The 18,038-nt window shown below is 41.4% G+C and carries 22 protein-coding genes; 21 read left to right on the top strand and 1 reads right to left on the bottom strand.

The window, feature by feature from the left end; translation table 11 throughout:
- Positions 1 to 152: 152 nt before the first annotated feature.
- A complete protein-coding gene (gene potD / locus M1F25_RS17995) occupies positions 153 to 1,202 on the top strand; it encodes a spermidine/putrescine ABC transporter substrate-binding protein PotD (RefSeq protein ID WP_094961560.1) in 1,050 nt (349 codons plus the stop codon).
- Positions 1,203 to 1,442: 240 nt separating this feature from the next.
- On the opposite strand, the gene M1F25_RS17990 is transcribed toward potD, so the two are convergent.
- Positions 1,443 to 2,000 carry an NADPH-dependent FMN reductase gene (locus tag M1F25_RS17990; RefSeq protein WP_094961559.1) on the bottom strand — a complete coding sequence of 186 codons (558 nt, stop codon included), beginning with the start codon at positions 1,998 to 2,000 and terminating at the stop codon, positions 1,443 to 1,445.
- Positions 2,001 to 2,303: 303 nt separating this feature from the next.
- On the opposite strand from M1F25_RS17990, the gene M1F25_RS17985 reads away from it, so the two are divergent.
- The 20 genes from M1F25_RS17985 to M1F25_RS17890 all read left to right on the top strand — a co-directional run bounded on the left by M1F25_RS17985 (position 2,304) and on the right by M1F25_RS17890 (position 18,038).
- On the top strand, positions 2,304 to 2,876 hold the full coding sequence (locus M1F25_RS17985; protein ID WP_036958231.1) for a TetR/AcrR family transcriptional regulator: 573 nt from the start codon (positions 2,304 to 2,306) through the stop codon (positions 2,874 to 2,876).
- Between the two features lie 79 nt (positions 2,877 to 2,955).
- Entirely contained in the window at positions 2,956 to 3,798 is an 843-nt protein-coding gene (locus M1F25_RS17980; RefSeq protein WP_165880772.1) for a transcriptional regulator, read from the top strand.
- On the top strand, positions 3,795 to 4,313 hold the full coding sequence (locus tag M1F25_RS17975; protein ID WP_004259073.1) for a FidL-like protein: 519 nt from the start codon (positions 3,795 to 3,797) through the stop codon (positions 4,311 to 4,313). The genes M1F25_RS17980 and M1F25_RS17975 overlap by 4 nt, the downstream gene beginning before the upstream one ends.
- Before the next feature lie 635 nt (positions 4,314 to 4,948).
- Complete coding sequence (locus tag M1F25_RS17970) at positions 4,949 to 5,227, top strand: BMC domain-containing protein (RefSeq protein ID WP_004249182.1); 279 nt, start codon at positions 4,949 to 4,951, stop codon at positions 5,225 to 5,227.
- Between the two features lie 20 nt (positions 5,228 to 5,247).
- Positions 5,248 to 5,532 carry a BMC domain-containing protein gene (locus tag M1F25_RS17965; protein ID WP_004259066.1) on the top strand — a complete coding sequence of 95 codons (285 nt, stop codon included), beginning with the start codon at positions 5,248 to 5,250 and terminating at the stop codon, positions 5,530 to 5,532.
- A 15-nt stretch (positions 5,533 to 5,547) separates the two neighbouring features.
- Positions 5,548 to 5,826, top strand: a complete 279-nt coding sequence (locus M1F25_RS17960) for a BMC domain-containing protein (protein ID WP_004259063.1) — start codon at positions 5,548 to 5,550, stop codon at positions 5,824 to 5,826.
- 70 nt (positions 5,827 to 5,896) lie between these two features.
- Positions 5,897 to 7,528: an acetaldehyde dehydrogenase (acetylating) gene (locus M1F25_RS17955; protein WP_110591169.1), complete on the top strand. Its 1,632-nt coding sequence runs from the start codon at positions 5,897 to 5,899 to the stop codon at positions 7,526 to 7,528.
- Between the two features lie 26 nt (positions 7,529 to 7,554).
- Positions 7,555 to 7,812 carry a EutN/CcmL family microcompartment protein gene (locus M1F25_RS17950; RefSeq protein WP_004259057.1) on the top strand — a complete coding sequence of 86 codons (258 nt, stop codon included), beginning with the start codon at positions 7,555 to 7,557 and terminating at the stop codon, positions 7,810 to 7,812.
- A 7-nt stretch (positions 7,813 to 7,819) separates the two neighbouring features.
- A complete protein-coding gene (locus M1F25_RS17945; protein WP_181488672.1) occupies positions 7,820 to 8,950 on the top strand; it encodes a 1-propanol dehydrogenase PduQ in 1,131 nt (376 codons plus the stop codon).
- Positions 8,951 to 9,008: 58 nt separating this feature from the next.
- Positions 9,009 to 12,440 (top strand): choline trimethylamine-lyase, encoded by a 3,432-nt coding sequence (gene cutC / locus M1F25_RS17940; RefSeq protein WP_004259038.1) that lies wholly within the window; start codon positions 9,009 to 9,011, stop codon positions 12,438 to 12,440.
- Between the two features lie 87 nt (positions 12,441 to 12,527).
- The gene (gene cutD, locus M1F25_RS17935) at positions 12,528 to 13,478 is read left to right on the top strand and encodes a choline TMA-lyase-activating enzyme (RefSeq protein ID WP_004259033.1); all 951 of its coding nucleotides are present in this window, start codon (positions 12,528 to 12,530) and stop codon (positions 13,476 to 13,478) included.
- Positions 13,479 to 13,491: 13 nt separating this feature from the next.
- On the top strand, positions 13,492 to 13,929 hold the full coding sequence (locus tag M1F25_RS17930) for a BMC domain-containing protein (RefSeq protein ID WP_047757251.1): 438 nt from the start codon (positions 13,492 to 13,494) through the stop codon (positions 13,927 to 13,929).
- Positions 13,926 to 14,570: a phosphate propanoyltransferase gene (locus M1F25_RS17925; RefSeq protein WP_004259030.1), complete on the top strand. Its 645-nt coding sequence runs from the start codon at positions 13,926 to 13,928 to the stop codon at positions 14,568 to 14,570. The genes M1F25_RS17930 and M1F25_RS17925 overlap by 4 nt, the downstream gene beginning before the upstream one ends.
- 14 nt (positions 14,571 to 14,584) lie before the next feature.
- Positions 14,585 to 15,277, top strand: coding sequence for a hypothetical protein (locus M1F25_RS17920; RefSeq protein WP_004259027.1), 693 nt, complete (start codon positions 14,585 to 14,587; stop codon positions 15,275 to 15,277).
- A gap of 55 nt (positions 15,278 to 15,332) precedes the next feature.
- Positions 15,333 to 15,761, top strand: a complete 429-nt coding sequence (locus tag M1F25_RS17915; RefSeq protein WP_004259023.1) for a DMT family transporter — start codon at positions 15,333 to 15,335, stop codon at positions 15,759 to 15,761.
- A gap of 21 nt (positions 15,762 to 15,782) precedes the next feature.
- Complete coding sequence (locus tag M1F25_RS17910) at positions 15,783 to 16,109, top strand: DMT family transporter (protein ID WP_004259019.1); 327 nt, start codon at positions 15,783 to 15,785, stop codon at positions 16,107 to 16,109.
- A 196-nt stretch (positions 16,110 to 16,305) separates the two neighbouring features.
- Positions 16,306 to 16,641, top strand: a complete 336-nt coding sequence (locus tag M1F25_RS17905) for a tRNA-binding protein (RefSeq protein WP_110591171.1) — start codon at positions 16,306 to 16,308, stop codon at positions 16,639 to 16,641.
- A 74-nt stretch (positions 16,642 to 16,715) separates the two neighbouring features.
- Positions 16,716 to 16,958, top strand: coding sequence for a type II toxin-antitoxin system ParD family antitoxin (locus M1F25_RS17900; RefSeq protein ID WP_094961552.1), 243 nt, complete (start codon positions 16,716 to 16,718; stop codon positions 16,956 to 16,958).
- Positions 16,951 to 17,256, top strand: a complete 306-nt coding sequence (locus M1F25_RS17895) for a type II toxin-antitoxin system RelE/ParE family toxin (RefSeq protein WP_047757257.1) — start codon at positions 16,951 to 16,953, stop codon at positions 17,254 to 17,256. Before M1F25_RS17900 ends, M1F25_RS17895 begins: the two co-directional genes overlap by 8 nt.
- Before the next feature lie 80 nt (positions 17,257 to 17,336).
- Positions 17,337 to 18,038 carry a helix-turn-helix domain-containing protein gene (locus M1F25_RS17890; RefSeq protein ID WP_036958053.1) on the top strand — a complete coding sequence of 234 codons (702 nt, stop codon included), beginning with the start codon at positions 17,337 to 17,339 and terminating at the stop codon, positions 18,036 to 18,038.

Genomic DNA, 18,038 nt, shown 5'->3' with positions numbered 1-18,038 from the left:
ATGGTGTTGGTTTTTTCTATAACAGCGCCTTTTTGATGCCATACGGCGAGAGGGTGGGCTTTATTTAGCCTATAAGATATATACCCTAAATAATTCAAGTGGTTACTTGATGCATTAAGGGATAAAAACACTTTGTTGAGGGAAACTCAGTAATGAAAAAATGGTCCTATCTACTGGCAGCAGGGTTAATGGCTGCAAGTATTGGCACGGCAACTGCCGCTGACGATAACAAAGACGTACTGTATTTCTATAACTGGACAGAATATGTTCCCCCCGGTTTATTAGAGCAATTTACCAAAGAAACGGGCATCAAGGTGATTTACTCCACCTATGAATCAAACGAAAGCATGTATACCAAGTTAAAGACCTATAAAGAAGGGGCTTATGACTTGGTGGTGCCTTCTACTTATTTTATTGCCAAAATGAGTAAAGAAGGAATGCTACAAAAGATTGATCAAAGCAAATTAACCAATTTTAAAAACCTTGACCCAAACTTAATCCATAAAGAATTTGACCCGAATAATGATTATTCAGTGCCTTATATTTGGGGTGCGACAGGGATAGGTATTAATGGTGAAGCTGTTGACCCACAGTCTGTCACCTCGTGGGCGGATTTTTGGAAACCTGAGTATAAAAATAGCTTGCTGATGATGGATGATGCACGGGAAGTTTTCCAAGTTGCGCTCACTAAATTAGGTTATTCAGGTAATACGACTGATCCGAAACAAATTGAAGAGGCGTATAAAGAGCTGCAAAAATTACGCCCAAATATTTTAGCCTTTAACTCTGACAACCCAGCAACACCATTTATTGAAGGTGAGGTTGATGTGGGAATGTTGTGGAATGGCTCTGCATTCGTCGCGCGGCAAGCTGGCTTACCGATTGAAGTGGTGTGGCCAAAAGAAGGTGGGATTTTCTGGATGGATAGCTTAGCTATTCCTGCTAACGCCAAAAATGTGGAAGGGGCCCATAAGTTAATTAATTTCTTATTGCGTCCAGAAATTGCAGCTCAAGTGGCTGAATCTATTGGTTACCCAACACCAAATTTAGAAGCTAAAAAATTATTACCTGCTGAAATTGCTAATGACCCATCACTTTACCCAAGTGAAGAAGTTCTGCAAAAAGGCGAATGGCAAAGTGATGTGGGGAATACCAATATTATTTATGAAGAGTATTTCCAAAAGCTAAAAGCAGGACGTTAATTATTGTTTTAGTCGCAAGCTAAATAGGGTTTGAAGATAATAAAAAGGCATCACGATTGTGATGCCTCAGACTGCCGCCAAACATATTATGTTTGGCGGCAAGTCGAATAGGTTTTGAAAATAAATTAGGAAAATCAATTTATTGATTTTCGGCTGATAACACAAAGTGGGAAAAACCACGCTTTTATCCCGCTTTGTCAACAACCTCAGGCATCACGATTGTGATGCCTTTTTTAATGGCTAACGTTTGGCATTATGACCAACAAACTTCACAAAGGTATCTGCCCACGGTTGTAGGAAATCTTTACTTTTGGGTGAAATATTACCTTGTTCATCAACCATTCCTTCATACCACTTCAAATAGCACTCTGGTTGGTTCATTGTCGGCATATTCAAAAATGCCAAGCTATTACGCAAATGTTGTTGTGCAATAGCCGTACTAATATTGCCAATAGATACCCCTAGTACTCCAGCAGGGATGCCATCCCATGAATTATCTCCCCATGGGCGAGAGCCTTGGTCAATCGCATTTTTCAATACGCCAGGCATTGAACGGTTATATTCTGGGGTGGCGAAAATAATGCCATCACAGGCTTTAATTTGAGATTTGAAATTAGCCACAACAGGAGACACATTTTGGTCTGCATCTTGGTTATAGAGAGGGAGTTCACCAATATTGATAAATTTAAACGTGAAATTTGTGGGGAATAATTTAGTCATGGCTTTAGCGACAACTAAATTATATGAATCAGCGCGCAAACTACCCACAATGACACCAATATTGTATTGATTTGACATGATAAAACCTCTTTCACGGGGAGTTAATTAGGAATACTGCAAACCGTTATTTATTGAATAGAGAATTGTTCCACTCTCACTATTAAACATCATAATCTGAGGATGTGCAAAACTAAGTGAAATTAAAATAGATAACTAAATATCAAAAATATTTGATATTTTTAAATTAATTATGGGGTTACAACTTGTCATAATTCGATATTGTGAGTCCTCTTCCACTATTTAGATTTACCCATGAACAAATCAGGGTTACTTGATTTTAGTCAAAATGAAACATACCGACTGGTCGGTATCATTCATTGCATGAATAAATCTGCTCAGCATAGAAAAAAAGATCCCATTAAGCTTCAAGTGGAGTTACTGAAAGCTGCTCGTATTATTGCTGGCAGAGAAGGGATCTCTTCACTCTCACTTAATGCAGTGGCAAGGGAAGCGGGTGTTAGCAAAGGCGGGTTAATGCACCACTTCCCAACGAAGCAAGAGCTTATTCATGCACTGTTTGTGCAATTGCTGGGGATTATGGATGAGAGAATACATACCATTATGGATAATGACCCAAATCCCTATGGGCGTTTTTCTCGTGCTTATTTGCACTATATTGGTGAGTTAAAAGAATCTGATGAAAGTTTTCAGCTCGCGTTATTGTCTTTGGCTATGCCAACTGAGCCAGTGTTACGTCAGTGCTGGCGAGATTGGGTAACCAACCATTTGGAAAAGGGGGATGAGTTCGATAACAGTTATTTAGGCGCGTTAGTGCGTTATGCGGCTGATGGGTTGTGGCTTTCGTCATTGACTGAGGGAGAAACGTTATCACAGCAAGAACGTGATGCGATTGTTAGTCGGCTAACGACAATATCATTTGAACAAATTCCATAAGTAAAAATAGCACGTAAGTAAAAATAATAGTGGTAATGATAGTGCAATTTTATTCATAAAATAAGCACATGAGGCGACAGTGAAATATAAAATCAATGCTTTCATTCTATATGATGCAGTTGATGGCACTTTATCTTTAAAAGAAGATGAGGTGGATGCACAACTGTCGATAACGGCTAATGCGTTGTTGTTTTATTTTATTCAACACAGAGGTGTTGTTTCCCGAGATGAGGTGTTAAAAGCGGTATGGGATGATAATGGATTAGTTTCATCGAACAGTAATTTAAACCAATATCTAAGTATATTAAGAAAAGCATTTCGTCCATATGGTATTGAAAATATTATTGTGACGGTGGCGAGGGGGCGATTAGAGTTTAATTCAGATGTTTCACTTGAATTAATTGATGATATTAAAATTCCTCCCTCTGAGTTAATCCCTAGCTTAAGTGAAATAGAAGAGGCTAAGGTTGTTTTATCTCCAATTCCCAAACCTATCTCTGAGCCTGTAGACCTCAAAAAAATAGAATCAACATTGACACCAGAAAAAAAAGAAATCTGTTGGTATCTCGCTAGCGGTGTCTTTTTACTGTGTTCCGTTTTACTCGCGGTCATGGCTTATTTATCAAACCAGCCGTCAGTACCGATTAAGATGACAGTACTTGAGCACACTAATTGTGATGTGCTATCGAATGAAAAAATGATCAATAACTCTGTCGCACTAAACTATGTACAAAATTTTGATAAGGTTAGAAATAACTTAAATTTAGCCTGTGCCGAGAAAGAACGGTTTGTTTTTTTCTATGGAGATAAATTGCAGACTAATGGATTGGGTCGAGTATTTCTTGCGCATTGTGCAGTAAATGAAGATAACCCATTTAGCTATTGCGATAATTACTTTTACTATTCTTGGAAACCATCATGAAGATATCAGGAAAAGTATTATGCTTACTGAGCTTTTTGCTATTTATTATTGTTGTGATTTACACTCAATCGGTCTTACTTTCCAATAAACAAGATGGTTTATTAATGTGCTCGACAAAAGGCATTATGCGTTTTGAAAATATGCAGGATGAAAACGTTAATGGCAATATTCATTTCAATTTTGGTGCCAATGGCAAAGGAGCCATCGTTGTTGAAGGATATACCGATTCTAAAGCGGGCTGGTTGTACTTACAGCGCTATGTGAAATTTAGTTATACAACAAAACGAGTTTCTCCCACAGAGCGCCATTATAATATCAGTCAATGGGAAGCAAGTGCTTCTTCTATTGATGAATCACCAGATGTGATATTTGATTACTTTATGCGAGAAATGTCAGATAGCCATGACGGGCTATTTCTTAATGCCCAAAAGCTCAATGACAAAGCTTTATTACTCAGTTCAATTAACTCTCCACTTTATATCTGCACGTTAAAGCCTGGCAGCAAATTTGATTAATTCAGTTCTCATTAAATAAATAAGCTTAGCGGTGAAGCCGTTCACTTCATCGTTAACTGACAATCCCACTTCCTTTTATTTCCTATTTTGTTGTATTCCCTGCTGTGGTATTCACAAACTGCAATATCCTCAATTTAGCTATAAATTGACATCATGACAGGTAGACTATCTCTTGGTTAGAACCTAACTCGCGGATATCTGATGTAGGCAAAGCTTATAACCGAGTGAGCAGACCCACAGTTATCATTTCACAAATTACCTCCCTTTATCAGCTCAATAATATTTTATTAACAATCTACCTAGCTAACGCTAAATCTTTATTTAGCCCATTTTTATCTGCAACACAGATGCGTGAATTTTTAATTTTTTCAGTATGAATATGTAAATAGCTTAATTAATTACTCTAATTTTCAGGTTAAAAGACTAAATATTGTCGTTTTGTGGATTTATATTTTGTTTTTATTTTTCGGTTCTATAGTGAGTTTGAAGCCAAAGGCTGCGTTCAATAGATCACCGCGCAGACACCATTGGCGTAAATGATTACCCAGATATTTCAAGGGACATGTACTCGGACACATTAGCTTGGAATATCGAAGGTAAAGAAAAATAAAGAAGGCTTCTCGGAGGAAACAACAATGGGTGATGCATTAGGTCTTATTGAAACAAAAGGTCTGGTGGCTTGTATCGAAGCGGCTGATGCGATGTGCAAAGCGGCGAATGTAGAGCTAATTGGTTACGAAAATGTCGGTTCAGGCCTCGTTACTGCAATGGTTAAAGGCGATGTCGGAGCAGTCAAGGCAGCCGTCGATTCAGGTGTTGAATCAGCACAGCGTGTTGGTGAAGTTGTGACTTCACTAGTCATTGCTCGTCCACACAACGATATCAATAAAATCGTTATTAAGCATAAGGCATAACTTTTTCCGGAGGAAAAAACATGGGTGACGCATTAGGTCTTATTGAAACTCAAGGGTTAGTGGCTTGTATTGAAGCTGCAGATTCGATGTGTAAAGCCGCAAATGTTGTGCTGATTGGTTATGAAAATGTTGGGTCAGGTTTAGTTACCGCCATGGTCAAAGGCGATGTAGGTGCGGTGAAAGCTGCCGTGGATTCAGGTGTTGAATCCGCCTCTCGTATTGGCACCGTCGTGACATCACTGGTTATCGCTCGTCCTCATAGTGATATTCAGAAAATCGTCGCCCAGTATAAAGTCACGGAATAAAACAGGAAATTACTTATGAAAGAAGCACTTGGTCTAATTGAAACCAAAGGTTTAGTGGCTTGTATTGAAGCTGCTGATGCCATGTGTAAAGCCGCAAATGTTGAGTTAATCGGTTATGAAAATGTTGGCTCAGGTCTGGTAACAGCGATGGTTAAAGGCGATGTCGGTGCCGTTAACGCAGCGGTTGAGTCAGGTGTTGAGGCTGCAAAACGTATCGGAACCGTGGTGACTTCACGCGTGATTGCGAGACCACACAACGATATTGGCAAAATTGCACAGCAACACAAAGCCTAAGTAATTGGCTGATAAAGCCAATCACACGACAAGTTAATGAATTAATTTTGGCTCCGATACGGGGGAAGACATGGTTGCATTAGACAAAGATCTGCAATCCAGACAACTGGCAAGAGAGCTAGTTAGAAACGCGAAACAAGCGCAGAAAGAGTTTGCGACATTTTCGCAGGAAAAAATCGATAATATCGTTAAACACATTGCAATTGAGTCCGCACTTCATGCAGAAGAGCTGGCAAAAATGGCCAATGAAGAGACTGGGTTCGGTAAGTGGCAAGATAAAGTCCTGAAAAACACTTTTGCTTCAATGCGTGTTTATGAACACATTAAAGATCTCAAAACCGTTGGCATCATTAATGATGACAAAGTCAACAAAGTCATGGATGTGGGGGTTCCTCTTGGTGTGATCACGGCGTTAGTTCCTTCTACTAATCCAACATCTACCATCATCTACAAAACGTTGATTGCCTTGAAGGCGGGTAATGCCATTGTCTTTTCCCCTCATCCAAATGCCAAAGCTTGCAGTTTCCGCACATTAGAAATTGTCAAAAAAGCCGCATTAGAAGCGGGTGCGCCAGCAGGAATTGTCGATGGCGTCACGATGCTAACTCTTGAAGCAACGAAAGAGCTGATGCACAGCAAAGACGTTTCTTTAATTTTGGCAACGGGAGGTGAAGGCATGGTACGCGCTGCTTACGCATCCGGTACACCAACCATCAGCGGTGGTCCAGGTAATGGCCCTGCATTTATTGAACGTAGTGCCAATATCAAGCAAGCGGTGAGTGACATCATCACCAGTAAAACTTTTGATAATGGTGTTATTTGTGCTTCAGAACAATCGATCATTGTAGAACGCTGCATTTACAACGAAGTTCATCGTGAACTGCTCGCTCAAGGCGCTTACTTCATGAATGAAGATGAAGCGAAACGCATGGCATCCATGTTGCTTAGAGCGAACGGTACTATCAACCCTGAAGTCGTTGGTAAAGATGCTATCACACTGAGTCAACGTGCAGGCTTCACTGTTCCGGCTAACACACGTGTGTTGATTGCTTTACAAGACACCGTATCACCGAAAAACCCATACTCCCGCGAAAAATTATGCCCAATTTTAGGGATGTATATCGAGGAAGATTGGCAGTCAGCTTGCCATCGTGTGGTTGACTTACTGACCAACGAAGGCCTCGGTCATACCTTGGTGATCCATACGCAGAACGAAGATGTTATTCGTCAATTCTCTCTGGAAAAACCCGTCAATCGTATTTTGATCAATACACCAGCGGCACTGGGCGGAATTGGTGCAACGACCAATATCACACCTGCTTTAACGCTCGGTTGTGGGGCAGTTGGTGGCGGTTCTAGTTCAGATAACGTCGGCCCGATGAACTTGCTGAACATCCGTAAAGTCGGTTATGGCGTACGTTCCATTGATGATTTAAGACAGCCAGCTCAGCCTTGTGCACCTGCACAGCCAACAGCATCAACTTCGGTAAATCAACCGCAAGTGAGTATTTTTGATGACAACCGTTTCCGTAACCCTGTTACGGCAGCATCACCAGCCGCGGCTAACCCAACTGGCGATAACCGATTTGGCAGCACTGTAACAACGGCTGCGACTGCTGAGGCGGTGGTTTCTCAAGGTGACATCACTGAAGAAAATGTTGAGCAAATCATCAAGGCTGTTCTCGGACGCCTAAATAAGTAACTCATTGGAATAAGGCGGTATAAACCATGATCCTCGCAAAGGTAGTCGGACATGTTGTTGCAACGCAGAAATGCCAAGAACTTAGCGGCAGTAACTTATTAATGGTTACCAAGCTAGGGGATGACCTTGAACCGTTGAAAAACAAAACGTATGTGGCAGTCGACAGTGTTGGCGCAGGTATTAACGACATTGTGTTAGCTGAAGCTTACTTCGCTTTGAATAAAGACAATTACAAAGCCATGTCAGTGGTTGCCATTGTTGAGAAGGTTTATACCAAGGAGTAAAAACAGCATGAACCAGTTTTTGATTAAACCTAAAGTCCAATTCGGTGCTAACGCATTGGATTTTATCTCACAAATGAGTGCTCACCATGCCTTTATCGTCACTGACAAAGCGATGGTGAAGTTTGGCTTAGCTGATGAAGTCACTCGCAGGCTAACCCAAAGTGGTGCCACATTTTCGATTTACGATGACGTGCTGCCAGATCCTGATATTTCGGCCATCGTTAAGGGTATGAAAATCATGGATATGCAATATCCAGATGTGGTGATTGCACTCGGTGGTGGGTCGGTGATTGATGCTGCGAAAGCTGTTATTTACTCCCTCTGGCACACCAGAAAAAACGTCAATCGAGTCAAACCGCAGTTTATCGCGATCCCAACCACCAGTGGGACGGGTTCAGAGGTGACTTCATTTTCAGTCATCAAGTCACAGTCTGAAAAGTTGGTTTTAGTTGACGAATTCATGCTGCCAGATGTCGCCATTTTAGACCCTGTACTGGTGAAATCCGTACCAGCTTCGATTACTGCAGATACAGGTATGGACGTGCTGTGTCATGCACTGGAAGCGTATGTTTCTCGCACCGCATCTGATTTTTCGGATGCCTTAGCAGAAAAAGCAGTGCAATTGGTTTTTGGTCACTTAATTGATTGTTATCGCGACGGTAGCAACTTAGTGGCACGCGAAAAAATGCACAACGCTTCATGTATTGCCGGTATGGCCTTTACTAACGCATCACTTGGGATAACTCACAGCTTAGCCCATGCATTAGGCGGCGTATTTCATATTCCACATGGTCGTGCCAATGCCTTATTGATGGCTCAAGTCGTGGCTTTCAATGCGGATTTTGAAGGCCGCTGTGATAGCGAAGCCGCGAAACGTTACGCGAGTCTTGCAAGAAACTTGAATTTACCTGCTTCAACAATACGTGAAGGCGTTGAGAGCTTAATTATGGCAATCAACGTATTGAAAGATGAAATGAATATGCCAAAAGGCATTCAAGCAACCGGTATTAATGAATTCGATTTTAACGCCCGTTTAGGGGAAATGGTTGGGCAAGCACTGCGCGATAGTTGCACTCCGACCAATCCACGGGATGTGAGCAAGGTGCAACTGGAAGTGCTGTATAGACAGTCTTTTTAACAGTTAACGCTTTTATGTGATGAACAACAAACTAGAAAGAACATCAGGATAGGCTAACATGAATAAATATGCTTTGACCCCACGCGTAAAAATGCTGGCTGAACGCTTAAGTGCCCGCAATAGCTCAATTATTACTGAACGTGCCAATATTTTAGAAGCGCTTGGCAACCAACTGTCTGGCGCACCGCAGGCGATTAAACCTGCACAACGTTTTTATGAATTTATCCGTCATTTTCCTGCATTTATTGCCCAAGATGAGTTGATTATTGGTAGCCAATCATCAACGCCTCGTGGGGCGATTTTCCATACTGAAAATGAAATCAACAGCCACAGCATTTATACGTTTTTAGCTGGCGATAGCGCCATTGATGCACCCGATTACTTAGCGGTATTAAACATCGGTTTTTTAGCTATCAAAGCGCAATTAGAAAATAAAGTTAGAAATATCGGCAGTGCGGTTAGCCGTAATAGTATTGATGAGGCGAATAACTGCCGCTCGGCAATTTACGCATGTGATGCCGCTATCCATTTTGCGCAAGCTTTAGCTTCTAAAGCAGAGAGCATGGCAGCAGCAGAGTCTAATCAATACCGTCGCGCAGAGTTACAAGAAAGCGCAGCAATTTTACGTAATGTGCCAGCAAAACCAGCACAAACATTCAAAGAAGCTTGCCAAGCGTTCTATTTACTGCAACTTATCCTGCATTTAGAAAATGGCAGTTATGCAGTTAACCCAATGGGGTTCGATAAAGCAGTTTACCCATTCTACCAACGCGATATTGAACAAGGCCGCTTAACCCAAGCACAAGCTTATGAGATTGTAGAAAGTTTATGGTTGAAACTGGCTGAGCTCTCTGAAGTTCGCTCAACCAAGCAAGTCGATGGCTACCCAATGTTCGATGCATTAAAAGACGGTATTTATCTGAATGACCCTCGTGTATGCATTAACGAATTATCAGCTATGATGTTATCTGCTCATGAAAACATCAGTGTCATCAATAACGGCTTAAAAGTTCGTTTATATTGCGGAAAAAACAGCATTCAGCCGCAATACGCCGCGCCAAATGCCAGCTATGTTGCTCCAACGGCACAAGCGGAAACTGAATTCAAAGTGATGGAAGGGTTAACGCCTCGCTTACAACGCTTGCGTAACCGCTACTTAGAAGCACGCCCAAGTGTGTCTATCTATCGTGCACTCGCCTTCACTGAAGTTGTCAAAAATAACCCTGGTTTACCGCCAATTCTATTGCGTGCGAAAGCATTCCGCCGCGCTTGTGAAACTGCGCCAATCTTAATTCAGCCGGAAGAACTGATTGTAGGCCATCCATGTGGTAAAGCCCGTGCGGGTGCTTTCTCTCCAGATATCGCATGGCGCTGGGTGGTCGAAGAACTCGATACCATGAGTACGCGCCCACAAGATCCATTTGTTATCTCAGAAGAAGACAAAAAAGTGATCCGCGAGGAAATCGCGCCATTCTGGGAAGGGCGCTCATTGGATGAAATTTGTGAGGCTCAATACCGCGAAGCGGGGGTATGGGAATTCAGCGGTGAAACGTTTGTCAGTGATTTGTCTTATCACCAAATCAACGGTGGTGGAGATACTTGTCCGGGTTATGACGTGCTGTTATTCACCAAAGGAATGAATGGCATTAAAGCAGATGCTCAGGCGAAACTGGCTGAGTTAAGCATGGAAAACCCAGAAGATATTGACCGTATTTATTTCTATAAAGCGTCAATTGAAACCTGTGAAGGGGTAGTGGCGTATTCACACCGTATTGCTGCGCATGCTCGTGAATTAGCCGTGCTGGAGTCAGACCAAAAACGTCGCGAAGAATTGCTGACTATCGCACAAGTCAATGAAAACGTGCCAGCGAACCCACCGGCGACGTTGCAAGAAGCATTACAAAGCATTTGGACTGTTGAGTCACTGTTTGAAATCGAAGAAAACCAAACAGGTCTTTCTTTAGGACGTCTCGACCAATATTGCTTCCCAATGTATGAAAATGACATCAAAACAGGCCGTTTAACTCAAGACCAAGCATTAGAAATGATGCAGGCGTTTATCATCAAGTGTGCTGAGTTAATGTGGATGTCGAGTGAGCTGGGTGCGAAATATTTTGCCGGTTATCAGCCATTTATCAACTTAACGGTGGGTGGACAAAAACGTTCTGGTGGTGATGCTTGTAACGATTTGACTTACTTAATTATGGACGCGGTTCGCTTCGTCAAAGTGTATCAGCCATCGTTGGCATGCCGTATTCATAACCAATCACCACAGAAATACATGGAAAAAATCGTTGATGTCGTGAAAGCCGGAATGGGCTTCCCTGCCTGTCACTTCGACGATTCCCACATCAAAATGATGTTGCGTAAAGGCTTTGACTTTGAAGATGCGCGTGATTACTGCTTGATGGGCTGTGTTGAGCCACAGAAATCAGGCCGTATTTATCAATGGACATCAACTGGTTACACCCAATGGCCAATCGCGATTGAGTTTGTATTAAACCGTGGTCGCATGGTGCTATTCGATAGCTACCAAGGCTTAGATACCGGTGATTTACGTGACCTGAAAACATTCGAAGACTTTGATAATGCAGTGAAAGCGCAGATTGCTCATATTATTCGCTTATCCGCTATCGGTACCGTTATCAGCCAGCGAGTTCACCGTGATGTGGCACCAAAACCCTTAATGTCTTTGCTAGTGGAAGGCTGTATGGAAAAAGGGAAAGACGTTGCAGCGGGTGGGGCGATGATCAACCACGGCCCAGGGCTGATTTTCTCTGGTCTTGCAACCTATGTTGACTCCATTGTCGCGATTCGCAAATTGGTTTATGAAGATGGTCGCTACACCCTTGAGCAAATTCGTGATGGATTATTAGCTAACTTTGAAGGCTATGACGAATTACGCCGTGACTGCTTAAATGCGCCTAAATTTGGTAACGATGATGACTATGTTGACCAATACGCACTCGATATTACGGAGTGGACAGAGCGTGAGTGTCGTAAGTACGACATGTTGTATTCAACACTGAGTCACGGAACTTTATCCATCTCCAACAACACGCCGATTGGTGAGTTAACCGCAGCAAGTGCCAACGGTCGCTTGGCGTGGATGCCGTTATCCGATGGTATCAGCCCAACACAAGGTGCGGATAAACAAGGCCCAACTGCCATCATTAAATCAATCAGCAAAATGAATGTTGAAACGATGAATATTGGCATGGTGCATAACTTTAAGTTCTTAAAAGGCTTATTGGACACACCAGAAGGCCGCCACGGCTTAATCACCTTGCTAAGAACCGCGTCTATCTTAGGAAACGGTCAAATGCAGTTCAGCTATGTCGATAACGAAATGCTGAAAAAAGCCCAGCAAGAGCCTGAAAAATACCGTGATTTAATCGTTCGTGTCGCGGGGTACAGCGCCTACTTCGTTGAACTCTGTAAAGAAGTTCAAGATGAAATTATTAGCCGTACTGTAATTGAGAAGTTCTAAACCCATGTAGGCAGGTATGAATTTATACCTGCCATTTTATAACAACAATAATAAATTCTGATTTATAAACATAGTGTTAGAGGTGCAATGATGAGCGCGGCAGAGATTAAAGGTCGGATATTTAATATCCAAAAATACTCGATTTATGATGGCGACGGTATCCGAACACTGATTTTCTTAAAAGGGTGCAATATTCGTTGCCCATGGTGCGCTAACCCAGAAGGGTTAAGTAGCCAGTTTCAAGTGATGTTTTCCCACGATAAATGCGTCAATTGTGGGAAATGCGTTGATGTCTGCCCGACAGGGATCCACTACAAAACTATTAATGAGCAAGGTGAGCAAATTCACCGCGTGAATCGCAGCATTGATTGTATCGGTTGCCGTAAATGTGAAGAAGTATGCATTGGCGGTGCATTAGACATCATGGGTAAAGATGTCACTGTGGCCGAAATGATGGATATCATCATGCAAGATTATGATTTTTATATTTCTTCCGGTGGTGGTGTGACAATCGGTGGAGGCGAAATGAGCCTACAAACCGATTTTGCAGTCGCTCTACTGCGTGAGTGTAAAAAAATGATGATCAACACCGCAATAGAAACCCAAGGTACAACATCGTTAGAAAACTATGAAAAGTTAGCTGAAGTTGTCGACCTATTCCTCTATGACATTAAACATATTGATACTGCGCAGCATAAAAATCTATTCGGTATTGGCAATGAAAATGTTCGCCGCAACCTCGAAAGATTGATTGATCTCGGCGCGAACGTGGTTGTCAGAATGCCATTAGTTCGTGGCTATAACGACTCGTTTGATGCCATTACAGGGGCGATTAACTATGCGATGGAATTATCCAAACGCGGCAATGTAAAACGCATCGATATTCTGCCTTATCACCAGTTGGGCCGCGGTAAGTACGACAAACTGGATATGATTTATCCCGTTAAGCAAGACCCAACCTATAGTGCAGAAGAATTAGACCAACTTGAAGCATTCTTCAAACAATTTGATTTCGATATTCGACTGGTTCGTCACTAAGTAGGAGAGACAGATGAAAAGTTTAGGCGTAATTGAAACTCGGGGACTGACATCCGCAATACAGGCTGCTGATGCGGCGTGTAAAGCCGCCAGTGTAGAAATTGTAGGTTATCGAAAAATCGGCTCTGGACTGGTATCCGTTTGTTTCCAAGGCGAAATCAGTGCTGTTCGCACCGCAGTTGACCATGGTATTGAAGTGATCGCCAATAGTCAGCTACTCGTCGGCTCATTAGTGATTGCGCGGCCTGAAGAAAGCGTAATCAGTAAATTGCTAACAGTGAAAAGTAAAAAAGGTGAGTTAGAGAAAAGTCTTCAGCCAGAAGTAAAAGCAGAAAAGTTAGTGGAAAAAGCGGTTGTTGAGGCTAAAACAGAAGCGCCTGTGGTTGAAGTTAAAACCGATATCAATGTGAAAGACATCAAGAATGACCCGCGTAAAGGGAAAAAATCATGATGAATGAGCAATTAATGGGGAAAATATTGGAGCGGCTTTCAGCCTATACACCAGCACAAGGCAGCGTTTCCAACATTGCTATCCCTGTCGGAATATCTAACCGCCATGTTCATCTTTCACAACAGGACGTTGAAGCCTTGTTTGGCCAAGGATATCAGCTGACGCCATTTAAAGATTTAAAACAGCCCGGGCAATTTGCGGCGAAAGAATGCGTCATGGTGGTGGGACCAAAAGGGTCGATTAGCAAAGTCAGAGTACTAGGGCCTGTTCGCCCAAAAACGCAATTAGAAGTGTCTAAGGCCGACTGCTTTGCGCTTGGTATAAAAGCGCCGGTAAGAGAGTCAGGTGACATGGCAGGTTCAGGCAATGCTTTACTGATTGGCCCAGCGGGGCATGTCAATCTTGAGTCGCAGGTTATTTGTGCTCAGCGTCATATTCATATGAGTGTGATGGACTCAAGAGCATTAAATGTGGTGAATGGGCAAAAGGTGAATATCCGTACTGAAGGTGAACGCAGCTTAGTGTTTGATGAAGTTGTCGTGAGAGTGGATGAACGCTTTTCTCTTGAGTTTCATATTGATACCGATGAAGCAAATGCCGCGGGCTTACGCAATAACGATAGCGTATTTATCGCGGGCTAAGGAGTGGTGGCAGAATGAACGAAAAACTGATCGAGCGAATTGTGCAGCAAGTTTTACGTCAGTTAAAGCGACAAGTTCTGGTGGTGCTATCGCCTGTTGAGGGGTATCAGCAAGCTATTTACCAAAGACTGGCACAGTTAGATTCTGTTTCTTTTTCCTTTTATGCCACCGCATCAATGCACCAGTCTTTTGATGTTGAAAAATGGGCTGAATTGGGAAGTGTTATAAATAAAAGCACCTTATCAATAAATAGTTTAAATCATTATGACAGCCTGTTTTTACCGTTTATTGATGCAAAAGTCGTTGGTGAGATAGCCAATGGTTTGTTTATGAGTGAGGAAAGTGAGTTAGTCTTTCATGCATTATCACAAAACATGCCGATATTGGCACTGAAATACCATTGTTGCCCTGAAAGTGAATTAAGTCAGGTTTTAGGTTTAAATAAAAATGAAAATTATAATCAGTTGATTAAAGAAAATATCACTAAAGCAATCAAGTTAGGTGTTTATTTTGATTCATTTAATGAAATAGAAAATAAATTTTTAATTCGTGATATTACTGAAAATTTAAAACCTGAAATAAATGATGAACATCCAAATCGCTATATTACTTTAAAGGAAGTAATGAATAACCCTAGGGGGTATTGCGCGAATGAAAATAAATTAACAGATTCAGCAATCGATTATTTAAAGTCTCTTAAAAAATAAAGTTATTTAATCAAATTAAAAATTAATCTTTCTATTTATTGTAGGAGTATTATCTATGTCCCCTAAAGCAAAGTCATGGCTTTGGATGCTGGCGGTTATTGTTTCTGAAACCTCAGCAACATCGACCTTAAAAATGTTTGATAATAGTGAAGGTATGACTAAATCATTATTATTGGCATTAATCGTTGTGCTATATGTTATTTGTTACTATTCACTTTCTCGGGCAGTAAAATATATTCCTGTTGGTTTGGCTTATGCAACATGGTCAGGTACAGGGATCTTAATGGTTTCTACCCTCGGCATGCTATTTTATGGGCAACACCCAGACACTGCGGCGATGATCGGTATGGCCGTGATCGCGAGTGGCATTGTGATCATGAATCTATTCTCCAAAATGGGCTCCGATGATCCGGAAGAAACTGAACCATCTAAAGATGAAACTGAGTCTTCATTATTATCAACAAAAAATAACACAGCTCATTAATTCAAAGTTAAGGGGAATATTATGTTTACTGGATTTTTATGGTTAGCGCTTTCTATTGGCTCTGAAATAACGGGTACTTCAATGATAAAAAAGACCAATAGCTTTAGCAAATTGGGTCCATCTGTATTAGTCATTGTTGCTTATTGCTTGTGTTATTTCGCACTAACCCGTGCAATGGGTTATATCCCAGTCGGTGTGGCTTATTCATTATGGTGTGGGTTTGGTATTGTCGGTGTGACACTCGTTTCTATGATTTTATATAAACAAAAACCCGATTTCCCAGCAGTATTTGCGATGGGCCTCATTATCACTGGTGGGATCATTATGAATACATTTTCAACGATGTAGTAAAAAAGAAAACGCCGTACTTCAACATACTTTCTGTTATTTATCTTTAGCCCTCATTTTTATGAGGGTTATTTTTTGCTTATCATCTGAGCCCTGTGGTGGTTTGGCTACATAAAATGACGTTCTGGCGATAAACCGCAAAGTCTGTTGTATGTTAATTTATTACACATAAGTAATTTAATTTAGGAATGGATTTATGCAAATTATTGAATGGGATGATTTTACCCGTGTTGAAATGCGTGTTGGGACTATTGTTAGTGCACAAGTCAACAGTAAAGCCAAAAAGCCAGCTTATGTTATGGAAGTTGATTTAGGCGAATTGGGTATTAAGCGCTCTAGCGCACAGATCACTGTCAATTATACGCCAGATGATTTGATTGGTAAGCAGGTACTATGTGTGTGTAACTTTGAAGTCAAGCGTATAGCAGGCATTAAATCGGAAGTGTTGATCACGGGGGCACCTGATGAAAAGGGGGCGATTGTTCTTGCTGAATTTAACTTACCTTTGCCGAATGGGGCGCTTTTAGCCTAATGCCTACATTGATTGATTTTATGGTGATAACCCACTAAAATAATTGTGTTAATAATTAACACAAAGGTGATCTTATGGCTCGTACCACAAGTGTGACAATCGGAACGCAATTAGATGAATTTGTAAATCAACTGATTTCATCTGGAAGGTATGGTTCAACAAGTGAAGTTGTTCGCTCCGCACTGCGTTTACTTGAAATTCAAGAAAAACAAACGGCTGCATTGAAGATGCTAATTGAAGAAGGTGAAAAAAGCGGTGAATCATCATTCACACTCCATGATATAGCCAAAAAAATGAAGACCGCACATAATGTATAAACTTTCTAACTTAGCCGCTAAAGATTTTGAAGGAATATTTGAATATACTTTGGTGAATTTTGGTGTCAGTAAAGCGGATGAGTATACTAAAAGTTTACATTGTGCGTTAGAAATGTTGAGCTCCAATCCTTTGATAGGACTGAAGTGTGCGGAAATTTCAGAGGGGATTAGGCGTTATAATCATTCTAAGCATGTCATTTTTTATCGGCAGAGAACCAAAGATATCTTTGTTATACGAGTTCTTCACCAGCAAATGGAACCGCTGAAACATTTTTATTTTGATGAATTTGATAGATAGGCCAGTCACTTCCTCTATAGCAATATTACCACCTATAGTCCTATACTCTTGCTATTCATTGACCGTGGGAGTGCAACCCTTTGCGATTACCTGAGCTTCATTTTCGCCAATATTCGAACGACGTCATTTCTCATCAACATGATGGGCAGTGGCAAGTCGTTTTGTCGTTATCTGGGCAGATGGAAATTAATATGTACCGGCAACATTTTCTGTTAAATGCAGGAAAGGGGGTCGTGATCCCGCCTAGTGTGAGCCATGCTTTTAGCGGGCAGCTAGGAAATCAAAATTACGTATTAGAAATGCCTGCTACAGCACAATGGGCATTAAATGAAAAAATGACGCAATTTACTCTGACACCTGCCGCAATTGGTCTTTTGAATTGGTTGCAAAACTTCCCACAAGCTCCGGAACATAATTTTACGGTTGCTCGTCTATTGTTGGCACAGTTAAAACCTGAAAATAAATGGATTGATGAGCTTTCTCAATGGGTGGAACTGCGTCTACACCATCCTATTAGTTGTGAAGATATGGCAACGGCTTTTTGTATGTCAGTGAGTACGCTTCAACGAAAAATAAAGGCTGAAACACAGTTAACGGCGATGCAGTTTCTATTACAAAAACGCATGGAAGCGGCAGGGCGCTTATTATTATCCAATAAATCAATAGAACAAATTGCATTAGCGGTGGGCTATGACTCACATTCGGCATTTAGTCATGCATTTCGCCAATTTTATAGCAAAACACCGAATGAATATCGTTTGCAGGGAAGTCACTTACGGTAG

This window comes from Providencia sp. PROV109 (genome assembly GCF_033681625.1).
In the GTDB taxonomy this organism is placed as follows: Bacteria; Pseudomonadota; Gammaproteobacteria; order Enterobacterales; family Enterobacteriaceae; genus Providencia; species Providencia hangzhouensis.
The sequence above is the reverse complement of the archived record's forward strand: the minus strand, read 5'-3'. Positions and strand labels throughout refer to the sequence as shown.